The sequence below is a fragment of the Gelidibacter gilvus genome (genome assembly GCF_004115975.1).
GTDB lineage: Bacteria > Bacteroidota > Bacteroidia > Flavobacteriales > Flavobacteriaceae > Gelidibacter > Gelidibacter gilvus.
Map to the genome: position 1 here is coordinate 11831 of NZ_SDDZ01000017.1, position 15856 is coordinate 27686.

Genomic DNA, 15856 nt, shown 5'->3' on the forward strand with positions numbered 1-15856 from the left:
TCAACTATTTATTCGGTTTATTGATGGCATACAATTTTGTAAGCTTAAAGTTTCAAACCAACTTGCATATACGGTTCTAATCAGATCGGCTTCTATTGCTCAATCCGTTGTACAGAACTATTACCCATTTAAAATTGTTGGTGGAAAACACCAACAATGGACAAATAACAAAATCACCAATTAAATCATTCCCTCACCCTAAACCCGTTCCCATTCAACACCTCAATCCTTTCAGTATTCGATTCAATGTCATCTTTCGTAAGCCAAGCGTCACGCATCTCTTTTTTAGAGAATAATTCTAACTGATCACCATTATGAGGAGAATCTTTTTGAGTGGCATTACCATAGGTTAGTAAAACTTTTGCTTTGACTTCATCGCCAAACTCAATGACCCCTATCCAAGAATCTCCGCCACCAACATACATGTTGTTGTCATCAGCGCCTCCTGGCCATGCCACATTAAATACTCCTAATGAACCATCAATGCCGTTTGCAGGTAGATTTTTGCCATTATATTTAATTCTATAGTAATCACCCCAAGGACTTTCTAAATTTCCAAATTTGGTTTCTATTTCCGTAGCCGCTTGTTCTAGTAATTGAACTGCTGCTTTAGGGTCAGCTAGACCGTCGGGAGTGGTATTTGGTGCTTCAATATTCCATTGTACGGCGTAATTGGAATCCTTCCAAACCTTAAATTTACTTGCCCAATTATAGAACAAAAGCATGCCTTTACTGTCTGCATTCGCTTCTCTGTCCCAGTTTTCCAATACTATTTTGGCTTGGTTTGCTTTTTCTGAATCTGAAGCATCAACCGCAGCAAACAAATCATCTAAAATCCTGTCTGCGAATTCCAGACGTGTAGAAAACGTGTAATCTACCAACTCGTCAAAGGTTATAGATTCATCTTCCATAAGCATTCTTGCGGAACGTTGGGGTCTGAACGACATACTTATAGGAGACATATATGCGGGATAATCTTTAGGATTTAAGACCATTGGTATGGTGCATGTCCAAGGTGGATCGTTGGCATTTTGAAGCCATCCGCTTTTTGGATTTTTAACTTTGGGCAAGTCGGTATAATCATGAACATCGGCCCATACATCGGCAGATTTTCCACCAGGAATTACTCGATCCCAATACGCCCAGTCACCTGAACTTCGCTTTGGTACCAATCCATTAAACAAATAGAAAATTTCACCTTGCTTATCGGCGTAAATGACATTAAAAAAAGGAATCTGTGCCATTTTTAAAGCATCCTCAAATTCATTGAACGTAGAGCTGTTGATCATTTGCCACCATTGCAATACCATATTAGGTCTATCCAAGCCCGCAATTCGCAAGGCTAGAACTTTATCTTCGGTTTTCTTAACGATTGGGCCATGAACCGATTTCATGACGGGAATTTCTTTGTCAATGATAGTGCCATCCTCCTGCTTCACTCTGATAGTGGTTGTTGAGGCTTCAAATTCCTTTCGCTCGCCATCCAGGAGATAGCCACCATCTTTCAGTTCTAATTCGTAAGTGTCTGCGTTGTCAATGGTATTAACGGTATGGCTCCAGCCAAGGTCTTCATTAAAACCAACAACAATTCCAGGGATTCCGACCAGTGTTGAACCGTACATATTTTTTCCATTTAAATTTAAATGGGATTCAAAAAACAAAAATTCATTAAACCATGGCAAATGAGGATTTTGAAGTAACAATGCGTTACCAGAAGCCGACCGCTTTGGTGAAATGGCCCAGGCGTTTGATCCTAAATCCGGCCATTGTTGCACACGTCCTAGATCACTCCCTGCAATAAAACGAGAGAAAATAACGTACATACTATGCATGTTTGCGTCTTTTGTAGTTAACGGTAACACGACCTTATTTTTATCATCTACGGCTTCGGGATGTGCTTCTACATAGGCATTCATTCCTTTTACAAAAGAGCTGTAGATACTTTTTGCTAAAGGGTCTTGATTTATTTCCCACTCGTCGGCCAATGCGTCAAATCCCAATGTATGGATGAGCATGTCATTATCGAATTTAGTATGTCCCCAATATTCGGCGCCTTTACCTCTGGAACTTCCATAAAGCTCTAAAATAAGGTTAGCATGATTATGCATTTGGGCCCAACCTTGAGCAAAAAATAAGTCTTCAACCGTATTTGACGTAATATGTGGAACACCCCAGGTATCCCATGCAATTTGGGTTTCTATTTTTTGTGTTTGTACGGAAGTGGTAGTTACGAAGGAAACTACCAGAGCGAAAAGAAGTTTAATTTTCATTTTTCTTTGGTTTAGACGTTAATAATAATGTAGGCTAACGATTTAGGTTTATGAGATTTGGAGGGTTTCGATTTATATTAAATGAATGTGATTAAGAGGCTTAGAAAATTCTAATCCTAATGCTTTAAGCCCATTTGAATACTTATTTTTATCGGAGCAAATTATACTTTCTTGCTTAATCAATTTTCACTCAGACAATTCAATAAACATGTACTGACCGGTCAACCTGCGTCATGTCCAACTGTTTTGATTGGTGGAAAATACCAACGATGTCAAAATCATTGTTTATAAACCACGAAAGAAAAATTCTGAAAACTTCTTCCATTCGGTTGACCATTGTCATTAAGTACAGAAGTTTTTACAGCCAACGCATATCCCCCAGCCACAAATTCTGAACCTGCACTAATAAATGCACGCTCCACAGATCCTTGCAATGTAACTATAGATGTGTGAGCAGAGGAAAAATTTACAAAATCAATAATTACGAGCGTGTATCCAATCGGCCCAGGTCTTTCCACTCTAAAATTGCCAGTCCCACTTTTAATTGTACCGTCAGCAGATATTGTACCATAAGCTACAGGTATCAAATCTGCATTTCCTGTACTTGGCCGTTTTAGTTTCTTTGTAATTTCCACTGCATCCTCTTTAATCCTTAATGTTTCAAGACCAGGTCCAGCGCCTAAGTATAACTCGTTTTTGCCACCAACCGCTCTAATACTTGCTCTTCCGAGATCTGGACCGTCAGTAAACACGCCCATTTTTAATCTGTGAGTGCTATTGCCTATGCGGAAATCGCCTTCATATGAAATTAGATTACCATCGCCACCTCTAACGTCAAGTTTTACTTCGGGAGACACAGTTCCAATGCCTACATTACCATTCCTAGCCACGGTTAATTTAGGAATAGAATTTGTTGCTAAATGAACTTTACCGGTAGTATTAAAGAGTGCAGTTCCAAGAACAATATCCTTATCGTCCCAATTAATTCCCATATATCCTTGAAATCCTTCATTATTGTGAAATCCAATCCAATTGTTTGGGCTTGTTGATTGAATTTTTATAGATTCACTGGTGCTTGAACTAATTTCTAATGGATGCATAGGTTGTATAGTACCAATTCCTACATTTCCACTATTATAAAAAATATTATTCCCAGTTCCTTTTTTCCATATTGAACTGCTACCTGAAATGTCACCTGGAATCCAGGAAGTACCATTCCATTTTAATACTTGATTGTTTATTGGTGTTCCTTCTATATCCGTCAGATCATTAAGTTGCATATTTACCGCTTTTCCACTGCTATTGGCGTAAGGAACAGATTGTAAGGCTACGGTGCCAACGTCGCTACCGTTCAGGGAAATGCTGGCATAAGGTGCAAGTTTGCCCCATTCTAAGTCTTTATAGATTCCTGCGGTAACGTCTCCTGTGCCAATCTGCAAACTAAAAACGCCACTGATATCAGAGGTGATGGTGTGATTTTCCGAGTATAAAACTGTTGCGGTTGGTAAACCAAATCTTAAGGAAATTCCTATTTGGATAGATTGATTAGCCAAAATTTCATTGCTGGCATCCCTTGCAACGCCTTGATAGTTGATATATTCCGTCTGAGCTTGACCAAAAGCAAAGCTTGATAGCAGTATGGCAGCTATTGCTAAAATATTTTGGAGTTTTTTATATGCTTTCATAAGTTTAGTTTTTAATGATTTTAATTGACTTATAGATTTTAAGTTCTGCAATAGAAAGCAACATGATATAGTTTCCGCTATCGAGTGTGCTTAAATTTATTTGAGCATTGGATGCGCCATTGGTCATATCCATTTTCATGATTTTTTGGCCCAGCATATTGAGTAAGGTTACTTTATATGGATAGGTGTGGTTCATTCTGATGTTAAGATAATTTGATACGGGATTGGGATACACCGTTATTTCCGAGCTTTTTAATGTTATGATATTAGTACCCAAGGTATGTTGCGCACTAAAAATGGCCCAAAATCCTTGATCCAGTGACGGGGTAGAACCAGTAAGTCCAATTATGGGTTCGCCAATGGTAAACTGCAAATTTGAACTATCCGTAGTCAAAGCGCCTCCCGCCGTAGCGAACGTGTGATTTTCAATGGTCTGTGCGTGGATGCCATGACCGACCATTAGGCATAGCAATAAGAGTAGTTTTTTCATCTTATTTAAATTTTAGTTTGTAATCTATCTTTTTACAATTAACTTTTTAGTCACCAATCCATGTTGAGAAATGATCTTTAAAATGTAAATCCCATCCGCTAAACTGCGGACGTCAAAAGTGTTGTCAGTATTTAAGTTTGTATCCATCTTCTGTCCCGATAGCGTAAACAATTCAATGGCGTTGATAACATTGCCAAGGTTAGAAGTGATGTTCACCGTATAATTTGCAGGATTTGGAGCGATGGTAATGCTGTTGTTCAGATCCCCAATGCTTTCGATTGCTAATGTTGACGCATCCGCAAAAGTCCACAGTGAAAAAGAATCTATATGTTCAACCAAATGAAAATAAGTTGACGGTGTGCCACCTTCATTGGTGAAAGTTGTGCCATTGTCCGTACTTCTAAAAGCCGCCAGACTGGTACGCTCCAAACCATTTAGGTCCACATCCGAAAGGTAGAAGCGTGCATTAATATCCAATGCCTCATTCACGGTGGGATTGATTTCGTAATACCGTTTCACGGTTGGATTGCCATTAATGTCAAAAATGCCATAGCGTCTATAGATTTCTGTACTTTCCATGGAGGTGGTGCCATTGGTAACATGGACACCAATAAGCCCAAAATCATTGCCTACACCTGCGGTATGGTTTCTGGTGGTTTTTATATAGGTACCATCTGCTCCGATTATAGTGTTATCGTCAAATTCTCCCACAATTTCTGCAGTTGGCCCGAGAGTAACATGACTGTCTGATGTCATTTCAAACTTTGACGTATCTAAAAAAAGGATTTCCTTGTTGAGGACCAATTGGCCATCAAGCTCCACCACAGAGGTGTCGTACAGCTGTAAATAGTCAAGGGTGTTTTCATCTTTCAATATTAGGCGATGCGGTTGGGTGTCCAAACCTTTCATTTGTAAAAAGCCACCATTTAAAGTGCTATTGCTCGCATTGACGAAGTCGCCATCGACAATAGTAATGACACTATTTTCAGTGTTGAGATAAGCTTCTGGTGCAATATAAAGTCCTTTCTGACCCAATGAAATTTGGCAGGATGCGAGTGTTATCAATAGATATATAAGTCTCATGGTTATTGATATTAATAGTTAAGATCATCTACAATGAAACCACGGACTGACATATATATAGGATATGAAGTAGAGTTAGCAACACTAAAACGTTGTTCAGGGCTCAATATAAATAAAGGAGATTGAGCACTACTCCTACTCATTGCGTTTAAATCACCTTTGGACGACAACCACATGCCTCCATCGCTATAGAAATTTGGAATACCAGTTGGATTAAGAGGTTGCACTTGGACAGAGTATATAGCATTATCTTCAGCATAACTACCTGCATGAAAATCGATAGATGTTATAATTAAATATTTGCCACTTGGAACGTCGGTAAAGACAGACAAAGGATTATCCCAACGACGAAATTCTATACTACTTCTACCACCATTAGCTGAAGATGTGTCTGAAAATCCATGAATAGGAACCGGATTAGAAGGCAACCCAGAAGACCTACTCTGCGTAAACGAATTCCACTGACTTCCATTGTACCCCTCAAAGTCACTTGATGTCGCATCATAGCGCATAGTACCTGCCGTTGGTGCAGTGTCATCATTGGTGATTTTCACTTTCCCGTTGACATCCAGTGCCTGTTCTGGTGTTGGGTTGTTGACGCCTACTTGAGCGCTCATTGAGATCATCATAAATAATCCGAAGATTGAAGAGAGTAGAGTTTTCATAATAGTATTTGTTTTTGGTTTATATGAAATTGGTGTATAACAGGTGCCGGTTAACAAACACGAGATGATAAAGGCACCACCAAGTACTCAACAACTAACATCGAGTATTCAGATTTTCGAATTAAAATAGTTAAACCCTTGTTTTTTACTTAATATTAAATCACAGCAATGGTTAACATGCCTAAAAACTTTTGTGGGGAAAAATGTGTGTCTTTCAGAAATTCAAGTTAAGATAGTGATACTAACTTGCTTGTGCTTGTATAAAACCGCCCTTTAGGAATTGAATATGAGGAGCTTATAGTGAGCTAGGAAGGGTTTTGCTGATTTCTATTCAGCAACGCTTTTGAAGCCATAACTTCTTGTAGAAAATCAAACCTATCCACCTGGAATTTTGAGGGACTTACCCCACAATATTTTTTGAAATCGTTGGAGAAATGTGGGAAATCGTAATAATTAAACAAGGCGCTCAATAATTGATAATCTGTGATCGTATCTGCCTTAATTTCGGCCAACATAAAATTGAACCGTACTATGCGCTTATACGTTGTAGGTGTGATACCCACCATGGTCTTAAATTTCTTTTCTAAATAACGCTCACTTATTCCCAGTTGTCCTATAAGAGACTTGATGGAGCAGCAGCCATAATTTTCTTTAATAAGTTGGAAAGCAGAGTCTATAACATTTTGCTGTGGTTGCGTGGATGAAAGCCGCTCAGTAAAAATATTCTCAATAAGTTGTATTCTTGATTTTGTGGATTGTTCTGCTTCAAAATTTTCTGTGAATTCATTAAGGTTGCATGAAAGAACGGAGTTCGTTGCAACAGCCTTATTTGTGATAAGGGGCATATTAGGTTTGAAAAGATGCCATAATCCCGTAGGTTGAAATGTGACCCCATAAAATTCGACATCATTGGAGTCCGAATTGATATAATAACGTTCGGTTTGTTGACCAACGGCATAGTATCTTGATAGTTTTTGTTTTTTATTATTTTGTACCACATAGAATAATCCTCTTAAGTGGAATCCCATGTGTGCATAGCCACTTGGCATGCAAAACTCACTAATACTGTTTTTATAATCCGAACGGTGACATTTTATGGTATAAAAAAATGCGATATAAGGTTGAAGAATTATGGAAGGAGAATAAGTTTCAAACATTCTAGGAGTGTTTAACTTGTTAGTATCCAGGTTTTGATTGCTATTAAGTTACGACAATTATCTTATGAAATAGACAGGATATATTAAAAACCTTCTCAAGATTGCTCGAAGAAATTATGGATTGGATTGGTCTATATATAGATGATCTCCAATTTATCGTTGAGATTTCGTCGCATTTGGAACCCTTTAATTGACATAAAAAAAAAGAGACTGTCTTTAAGACAGTCTCAAATATAAAAACACTTTTAAAATGTTTATTCCTTAATCAGATTCCTCGAAATCACAATCTTCTGAATCTCCGAAGTGCCTTCGTAAATCTGTGTGATTTTTGCATCACGCATCAATCTTTCTACGTGATATTCTTTAACGAAACCATTTCCACCGTGAATCTGTACTGCTTCCACCGTATGCTCCATCGCCACTTTAGAGGCGAATAACTTTGCCACAGCGCTCGATACATCGTAGTTATTGCCTTGGTCTTTATCCCAGGCTGCTTTCATCACCAAATGGCGGGCTGCTTCAATATCTACATACATATCTGCCAGTTTAAATGCAATAGCTTGGTGGTTGCAGATTTCTGTGCCAAATGCTTTACGTACTTTTGAATATTTCAAAGCTAATTCATAAGCACCACCGGCAATCCCCAAAGCTTGTGCTGCAATACCAATGCGTCCACCAGAAAGGGTTTTCATTGCAAAACGGAATCCTGAACCGTCATCACCAATTCTGTTTTCTTTTGGGACTTTGACGTCGTTAAATTGAAGGGTGTGCGTATCACTTCCTCTAATTCCTAATTTATCTTCTTTAGGGCCAATATCAAATCCTGGGGTTCCTTTTTCAACAATAAAGGCATTGATCCCGTGAGATCCTTTATGCTTATCCGTTTGGGCAATCACCAAATACACGTCTGCACGTCCTCCACTAGTAATCCAGTTTTTTGTGCCATTAAGCAGGTAATGGTCACCTTTATCAATAGCCGTTGTTCTTTGAGATGTCGCGTCACTTCCAGCTTCTGGCTCGCTTAAACAAAAAGCACCTACAAACTCGCCAGTAGCAAGCTTTGTCAAATACTTTTGTTTTTGCTCTTCGCTGGCAAACGCCTCCAAACCATAACAGACCAACGAGTTATTTACAGAGACTATTACGGAAGCTGAAGCATCTATCTTAGACAATTCCTCCATCACCAACACGTAAGAAATAGTATCCATGCCGCTTCCACCATATTTAGGGTCGACCATAAGGCCTAAAAAGCCAAGATCTCCCATTTTTTTAACCAATTCCTTTGGGAATTTTTGTTTGTTGTCACGTTCAATAACACCAGGAAGGAGTTCCGTATTGGCGAAATCGCGAGCAGCGTCACGTATTAATTTATGTTCTTCGGTTAGTGTAAAATCCATGTTGTAAGATAATTGTTGGTTTATTAGAAAGCGAACGCAAAGATAAGTTTTTACTGCTATTTTATCAATTTGAATAACTATTTTTACGTCTATGATTAAAAATCACTACAACGTTATAGGGGTGATGTCAGGTACATCCTTGGATGGGATTGACATAGCCCATTGTACTTTCACGCATCAAGACCGATGGAATTTTGAAATATTAGTGGCAGAGACCTACGAATATCCATCTGTTTGGGTCGAAAAATTAAAAAATCTGGTAACCTTGACCGCATCTGAATTATTGCAATTGGATGAAGATTATACAAGTTTTTTAGGCAATGCGATCCGACTATTTATTCAAAAGAATAAACTTTCCAGTTTGGATGCCGTTTGTTCTCATGGGCATACTGCATTACACCAACCACACAATGAATTGACCTATCAAATTGGTAATTTGCCGAAATTGGCTACGCAATTAAATGAAACGGTGGTGTGTGATTTTAGGGTTGCAGATGTAGCTTTGGGCGGTCAGGGTGCGCCATTGGTGCCTATTGGTGATAAGCTTTTATTTTCTCAATATGATTTTTGTTTGAATTTGGGTGGGTTTGCTAATATCTCCTCCGAGATTCATGGACAGCGGATTGCTTATGATATTTGTCCAGTTAACATTGTGCTTAATCTTTATGCCAATGTTTTGGGATTAGATTATGACGATGGTGGCAAGATTGCAGCTTCGGGTGCTATTAATGAAACATTGTTGCAACAATTGAACGCTTTAAGTTTTTATAAATCCCCTTATCCAAAGTCTTTGGGATTGGAATGGGTGAAAGAATCGATTTTTCCGATAATAGATTCGTATTCTTTAAGCGAGAAAGATGTTTTGAGAACCTTCGTTGAACATATTGCCGTACAAATCGCCAATGAAATTAATTTTAAAAGTAACGCATCAGTACTAACCACTGGCGGTGGTGCATTTAATGAGTTTTTGATGGCATGTTTATCTAGTAATACCCAGAATTACATTATTATCCCTGATAAATCAATAATAAACTACAAAGAAGCACTCATCTTTGCTTTTTTAGGCGTACTTAAACTCCGTAATGAAAACAACTGTTTGAGTAGCGTTACTGGCGCAAGAAATGATCATAGTTCCGGCAAAATTTATTATCCTTAAAAATAGTGTTAATATGATTCTAAGCGATGCTTATTTTTTATATTTGCGGTGAAAAATCAGACTGGAAAGCATTGGCTTCTTGAGCTCAAAACACAAGACAACTAAGGAGCTTTGATATTTATGATTTCAAGAACACGATTTTAAAATATACTTAAGTTTAGTTTTGTACGTTTACACACTAATTACATCAATTTTAATAAATTTTAATATGATATTACAGAGTACTATTCAAGATGGCGTGGAACTTGTTCCGGAAACAGAATCAGTTCAAAAGACATTATCAATTATTGAATTGATAGGAAGTGGGGGAACTGCTGGGATGGTCATCATTGCCATTTTGTTTGTGTTGTTGGTTTTTGCGATTTATATTTATTTCGAAAGATTATTTGCTGTAAAAGCAGCATCAAAAATAGATTCTAATTTCATGAATCAAATAAAGGATCATGTCACTAACGGAAAAATAGATTCGGCTCAAATTTTATGTGCCCAAGTAAATACGCCAGTTTCTCGCTTGATCAATAAAGGAATCAGTCGCATTGGTAAGCCGTTGGAAGATATTAGCACAGCTCTTGAAAGCGCAGGACGATTGGAAGTTTATGAATTGGAAAGAAATGTGAGTGTTCTTGCTACTATATCTGGGGTGGGACCAATGATTGGGTTTTTAGGAACTGTTATTGGGATGATTCTATCCATCTTTGAAATCGCAAATGCTGGTGGGCAAATTGACATTAAATTGCTGGCAGACGGACTTTATACCGCAATGACCACAACCGTTGGAGGTTTGATTGTTGGTATTGTTGCCTATATGGCTTATAATCACTTAGTGGTTAAAACCGATAAAGTGGTTCATCAAATGGAAGCCAATTCTTTAGAATTTTTAGATCACTTGAACGAACCGATTTAATTCAGTCTTCAGTAGGCAGTCTCAGTATTCGGTTTTGGAAGATGGGTGCTGACGTTTTAAACAGTGAAACCTGTCGGACGTGTTTCAAAATCGCAGAATAATGATAATTTTGAGTAATTCTTAACTATGAATATAAGAGGAAGAAATAAAGTAACACCAGAGTTCAATATGTCGTCGATGACGGATATTGTCTTTTTGTTATTGATATTTTTTATGTTGGCATCAACTTTGGTAACCACTAGTGCTATTGACATCCTGTTGCCTAAAGCAGATGGGAAAACGGAGAACAAGAAATCGGTTGCCGTTAGTATTACAAAAGATTTGAATTATTATATCGATGAGAAGTTGGTTGGAGAAAGTGTTTTGGAACTGGAATTAAAGAACATGCTCACAAACATGGACCAGCCCACCATCGTTCTTCGGGCAGAAAAATCAGTACCTGTAGATAATGTGGTCAAAGTAATGGATATTGCGAATAGAAATAAATTTAAAGTGATTTTGGCGGTAAAGCCTAATTAATATGAAATATCTTCAAACCAAACATGAACGCGATTCAGCAAAAATCACCACACTTATTGTGGTTATTCTGCTATTGTTGTTATTTGTGATTGGTCCTCCCTATATGGATCCTCCATTAGAATATGGGGTAGCTGTTAATTTTGGTGATTCAGATGTGGGTAGTGGCGATGTACAGCCACTAAAACCTGTTAAGTCTGAACCAAAAGAGGTAGTGAGTGAGCCTATTGTTAAGGAAACAAAAGTTGCAGAAGAGAAGACAGAACCCACTAAATCAGAGCAACCTGCTGAAAAAGTGTTGACAGAAGATAATTCCGAAGCCATTGCCATGAAAAAGCAAAAGGAAGCTGCAGACGCTAAAGCAAAAGCCGATGCTAAAGCTAAGGCAGATGTGGAACGTGCCCAAAAAGCAAAGGAGGCAGCCGAAGCCAAACAACGTCAAGAAGAAGCCGATAAGAAGGCGAAGTTAGACGCTTTGATAGGAGGAGTTAAGAAATCTGAGGGAACAACTACCGGAGGTCAAGGCGACGACGGTAAACCGGGAGATAAAGGCCAATTGGATGGTGATCCGTATGCGCCAAGCTATTTTGGGCAACCAGGCACAGGAAGTGGCGGTGGCGGAAGTGGCTATGGATTGAAAGGACGGGGAAGACCTTCCAATAGTAAAGTTGTTCCTGATTGTGATGAAGAAGGTAGGGTTGTAGTTGAAATCCATGTCAACAGAGAGGGGCGTGTGGTCAACGCCATTCCTGGTAAAAAAGGCACTACGGGTAATATATGTCTCTATGAAGCCGCACGAAAAACGGCGCTTACCTATAAATGGCCTGCCGATCCAAAAGCGCCATCTACACAAGTAGGGTTTGTGAAAATCGATTTTAGCGTTACTCAATAAATGACCTATCAAGATACTGTCAACTGGATGTTTCAGCAGTTACCAATGTATCAAAACCAAGGTAAGACTGCTTATAAAGCCGATTTGGACAATACGCTGCAATTCGCTAAGCAGCTCCAACATCCAGAAAATAAATTTAAAAGTATACATGTCGCTGGAACCAACGGAAAAGGTTCCACAAGCCACATGTTGGCATCCATTTTACAGGAAGCTGGCTACAAGGTTGGTCTTTATACATCCCCACATTTAAAAGATTTTCGAGAACGCATTAAAATCAACGGGAAGGAAATAAGTGAAGCCTTTGTAGTTGAATTTATTGAAAAGCATAAATCTTTTTTTGAAGCGCATTCGTTATCATTTTTTGAAATGACTGTAGGAATGGCATTTGATTATTTCTCCAGAGAAAAAGTAGACATTGCAATTATTGAAGTAGGTATGGGCGGGCGTTTGGATTCGACCAACATTATTACGCCAGAATTGTCAATAATCACCAATATAGGTTTAGACCATACCCAGTTTTTAGGAACCACTTTAGAAGCCATTGCTTTTGAAAAAGGAGGTATTATAAAGCCTAATGTACCTGTGGTGATCGGAGAAACCCAAGCTGAAACCAAAGAAGTCTTTAAGCAACTTGCAGATTCCCGTAATTCTGAGATTCATTTTGCAGATCAGCAAGTGGGTATAAAAGATTATGAAAGTGATCTAAAAGGCGATTATCAGAAAAAAAATAAAGCGACCGTACTTTGTGCCATAGAAATTGTCCGAAGCAAAGGGTTTGTGGTTTCAGAAAAGGCTGTCGAGAATGGTATTAGGAATGCAGTTAAGAATACAGGTTTAAATGGACGCTGGCAAATCCTTCAAGAGCATCCGAAGATTATTTGTGATACGGCCCACAACAAAGAAGGCTTACATTATGCCATGGCGCAATTATTAAGAGAGCCGTATAAAACGCTCCATATGGTCTTTGGTGTTGTCAATGATAAGGATGTGAAGTCCATATTGCCATTATTGCCTAAGAATGCCCTATATTATTTTTGCAGGCCCAATATTCCACGTGGTCTAGATGCTGAAGTCTTACGCGATGTTTTCATCACAAATGGCTTTGAGGGAAATGCTTATAACAGTGTCCAAGAGGCATTAAGTGCTGCAAAACAGGTAGCTACTGAATCTGATGTTATTTATGTCGGGGGCAGTACTTTTGTGGTCGCTGAAATAATTTAAATATTTTTCAAAAAAAGCTTTTGGGATATCAAAAACTAATCTATATTTGCAGACCCGTAACAGGGCGATTAGCTCAGCTGGTTCAGAGCACCTCGTTTACACCGAGGGGGTCGGGGGTTCGAACCCCTCATCGCCCACTAAAGTTCATACATCGTATGGACTTTTTTTATAAACAGCAGGTCCATTAACTCAGCTGGTTCAGAGTGTCACGTCGACAACGTGGAAGTCACTGGTTCGAATCCAGTATGGACCACATCAAGCAAAATCCCGATGCGAGAGCATCGGGATTTTTGTTTCCGGAAAACCCAAGTCGAAGACTTGAAGGTTTGGAGGAAACAAAAATCCAAAGTGCGCTGCCAAGCGCGCGGGATTATATTTGCAGTAGTTGTTTTGTTCTGGATCAACGCAGTTAATCCATTGAAACAAACGAAATCAAAGATTTAATGTTTGGCACATTACGTTGCTAAGTTTAAACGGGTCAAGTCAAAAACTTGTGGGATTTTAAGATTACGCATAAATCCAAAGTGCGCTGCTATGCGCGCGGGATTGTACTCGCCTGCTGCGGGCAGTTTTGCAGAAGTGGGCTTAATCTGGATCGACGCAGTTAATCCATTGAGACAAACCAAATCAAAAACTCAAAGTTTTGTACATTACGTTCCTAAGTTTAAAGTCTATGGATTTAATTCGAGAAGGAAATTGTTGGTGAAAAACACCAACAATGGCAATTTTTGATTTTACAATTACCGAATATAATTTATAAATCTTTTATATTATGTAGAATGGGCTAAGCACTTCGCATTCATATTCGGTAAAAAACCGTAATCTTGTTTCAATTGAAAAAGAACCCTTTAAAATAATTTCATAAATACCTTATTATGGCAAAACCTAAAGGTCAAAAAAACACTAAAAATAAGGCCAAACACACCAAACTGCTTAATAGAAAAATAAATAAGCAAAAAGCTGAAAAAGTACTTCGAAAGGAACGTCTTAAGGCTATTATTAAAAAATCGAAGTTGTAATGGTTTGGTACTGTTTAAAAACTTTATGACAGAAGGTGATCAGTCGTCAGTAGGCAGTAAGCAGTCGGAAGCTAGCAGCATCCAGATCAATTTACAAAAGCTCTAAAATGCGTTCCAACGCCATGCCTCGCGATCCTTTGATCAATAAAAAAGAATCTTTAATAGGATGGTCTTGAAGATGTAATTTCAAAGCATCAAAAGTTTGAAACTTTTTAATGCTGTTATGATTGACCTTCGTTTTAAAGAAATTCTCACCAATTAAATAGATTTCTCCCAGGTTGTTTGCTTCAAGATAATCCACAATGGATTGATGTTCGGTTTCTGCAGTGTTTCCCAATTCGAACATATCACCTAAAAAAACTAATTTTCTTTCTTGATGGAGTTGCTTAAAATTCTCTAAAGCGGCCATCATACTTGTTGGATTGGCATTATAGGCATCCATAATAATATTATTGCTGTCTTTTTTGAGAATTTGAGAGCGACTATTGGTTGGCGTGTATGCTTCAATGGCATTAAGGATGTCCTCAGGAGCAACTTTAAAGTAAGACCCAATAGCAATAGCTACAGCAATGTTGTTGAAATTGTAGGTGCCGGTAAGTTGGCTTTTAATTTCAGAGCCATTATAATTTAGGGTGACGTAAGGTTGCGTATTGATAATCTCCAACCTAGTATCTGTAGAGGAGTTCAATCCAAATTTATAGACCTGATCATAGTTTTGGGTCTGTTTAACTTGAATGGGATCATTTTCATTTACAAAAACTGTTTTCTTATGCGCCATGAGATAATCATATAACTCCGATTTTGCTTTGATCACGCCTTCAATACTTCCAAAACCTTCAAGATGTGCTTTGCCAAAATTGGTAATCAATCCGTAGTCTGGATGGGCAATCTCGCACAACAAGGCAATTTCTTTAGGGTGATTGGCACCCATTTCAACAATTCCTATCTCCGTAGTTTCATCCATCCGCAAAAGGGTCAAAGGGACGCCTATGTGGTTGTTCAAATTGCCCAGTGTTGCCGTAGTCTTATATTTCTTTAACAACACGGCATTGATCAATTCCTTGGTGGTAGTTTTTCCATTACTCCCAGTAAGTGCAATGATGAGAATGCCTAATGTGTCTCTGTGAAATGTCGCAAGATTCTGTAATGTTTCCAAAACGTTTTCTACCAATATATAGCGATCGTCAATGGCATAAGATTTTTCATCTACGACGCAGTATTTAGCACCAGATGCCAATGCTTGACTCGCAAATTTATTTCCGTCAAAATTGTCTCCTTTTAATGCGAAGAAAAGGTCGTTTTTTTCGATTTTTCGAGTATCGGTGCATACGCCTGTACACGTATCAAAACGCTGATAGAGTTGTTCTATTTTCATGAAATAAATGTAATAAAAAAGTCCTA

The 15856-nt window shown here is 38.4% G+C and carries 14 protein-coding genes and 2 tRNA genes; 8 read left to right on the forward strand and 8 right to left on the reverse strand.

Annotation, left to right across the window (positions count from 1 at the left end; translation table 11 throughout):
- Positions 1 to 185: 185 nt before the first annotated feature.
- The 7 genes from ESZ48_RS17450 to ESZ48_RS17480 form a co-directional block, all read right to left on the reverse strand.
- Positions 186 to 2270 carry an acylase gene (locus ESZ48_RS17450; RefSeq protein WP_129018790.1) on the reverse strand — a complete coding sequence of 695 codons (2085 nt, stop codon included), beginning with the start codon at positions 2268 to 2270 and terminating at the stop codon, positions 186 to 188.
- Positions 2271 to 2548: 278 nt separating this feature from the next.
- Positions 2549 to 3955: a hypothetical protein gene (locus ESZ48_RS17455; protein WP_129018791.1), complete on the reverse strand. Its 1407-nt coding sequence runs from the start codon at positions 3953 to 3955 to the stop codon at positions 2549 to 2551.
- Positions 3956 to 3959: 4 nt separating this feature from the next.
- Positions 3960 to 4445 carry a T9SS type A sorting domain-containing protein gene (locus tag ESZ48_RS17460; RefSeq protein WP_129018792.1) on the reverse strand — a complete coding sequence of 162 codons (486 nt, stop codon included), beginning with the start codon at positions 4443 to 4445 and terminating at the stop codon, positions 3960 to 3962.
- Positions 4446 to 4469: 24 nt separating this feature from the next.
- Positions 4470 to 5528 carry a T9SS type A sorting domain-containing protein gene (locus ESZ48_RS17465; RefSeq protein WP_129018793.1) on the reverse strand — a complete coding sequence of 353 codons (1059 nt, stop codon included), beginning with the start codon at positions 5526 to 5528 and terminating at the stop codon, positions 4470 to 4472.
- 11 nt (positions 5529 to 5539) lie between these two features.
- Entirely contained in the window at positions 5540 to 6193 is a 654-nt protein-coding gene (locus ESZ48_RS17470; RefSeq protein WP_223266497.1) for a hypothetical protein, read from the reverse strand.
- A gap of 305 nt (positions 6194 to 6498) precedes the next feature.
- Positions 6499 to 7350 carry a helix-turn-helix domain-containing protein gene (locus tag ESZ48_RS17475; protein ID WP_129018795.1) on the reverse strand — a complete coding sequence of 284 codons (852 nt, stop codon included), beginning with the start codon at positions 7348 to 7350 and terminating at the stop codon, positions 6499 to 6501.
- A gap of 254 nt (positions 7351 to 7604) precedes the next feature.
- Positions 7605 to 8747, reverse strand: coding sequence for an acyl-CoA dehydrogenase (locus ESZ48_RS17480; protein WP_129018796.1), 1143 nt, complete (start codon positions 8745 to 8747; stop codon positions 7605 to 7607).
- Between the two features lie 91 nt (positions 8748 to 8838).
- Between ESZ48_RS17480 and ESZ48_RS17485 the strand changes: the two genes are divergently transcribed.
- The 8 genes from ESZ48_RS17485 to ESZ48_RS19390 all read left to right on the forward strand — a co-directional run bounded on the left by ESZ48_RS17485 (position 8839) and on the right by ESZ48_RS19390 (position 14455).
- Entirely contained in the window at positions 8839 to 9903 is a 1065-nt protein-coding gene (locus tag ESZ48_RS17485) for an anhydro-N-acetylmuramic acid kinase (RefSeq protein ID WP_129018797.1), read from the forward strand.
- Between the two features lie 208 nt (positions 9904 to 10111).
- On the forward strand, positions 10112 to 10807 hold the full coding sequence (locus ESZ48_RS17490) for a MotA/TolQ/ExbB proton channel family protein (RefSeq protein WP_129018798.1): 696 nt from the start codon (positions 10112 to 10114) through the stop codon (positions 10805 to 10807).
- Between the two features lie 126 nt (positions 10808 to 10933).
- Entirely contained in the window at positions 10934 to 11326 is a 393-nt protein-coding gene (locus ESZ48_RS17495; protein ID WP_129018799.1) for an ExbD/TolR family protein, read from the forward strand.
- A gap of 1 nt (position 11327) precedes the next feature.
- Positions 11328 to 12215: an energy transducer TonB gene (locus ESZ48_RS17500; RefSeq protein ID WP_129018800.1), complete on the forward strand. Its 888-nt coding sequence runs from the start codon at positions 11328 to 11330 to the stop codon at positions 12213 to 12215.
- On the forward strand, positions 12216 to 13436 hold the full coding sequence (locus ESZ48_RS17505; protein ID WP_129018801.1) for a bifunctional folylpolyglutamate synthase/dihydrofolate synthase: 1221 nt from the start codon (positions 12216 to 12218) through the stop codon (positions 13434 to 13436).
- Positions 13437 to 13498: 62 nt separating this feature from the next.
- Positions 13499 to 13573, forward strand: a tRNA-Val gene (locus ESZ48_RS17510).
- A gap of 41 nt (positions 13574 to 13614) precedes the next feature.
- Positions 13615 to 13689 (forward strand) — tRNA-Val (locus ESZ48_RS17515).
- A 622-nt stretch (positions 13690 to 14311) separates the two neighbouring features.
- Positions 14312 to 14455 carry a hypothetical protein gene (locus tag ESZ48_RS19390; RefSeq protein WP_190246295.1) on the forward strand — a complete coding sequence of 48 codons (144 nt, stop codon included), beginning with the start codon at positions 14312 to 14314 and terminating at the stop codon, positions 14453 to 14455.
- Positions 14456 to 14546: 91 nt separating this feature from the next.
- Here ESZ48_RS19390 and ESZ48_RS17520 read toward each other — a convergent pair whose 3' ends face one another.
- Entirely contained in the window at positions 14547 to 15830 is a 1284-nt protein-coding gene (locus ESZ48_RS17520; RefSeq protein WP_129018802.1) for a UDP-N-acetylmuramoyl-tripeptide--D-alanyl-D-alanine ligase, read from the reverse strand.
- Between the last annotated feature and the right edge of the window lie 26 nt (positions 15831 to 15856).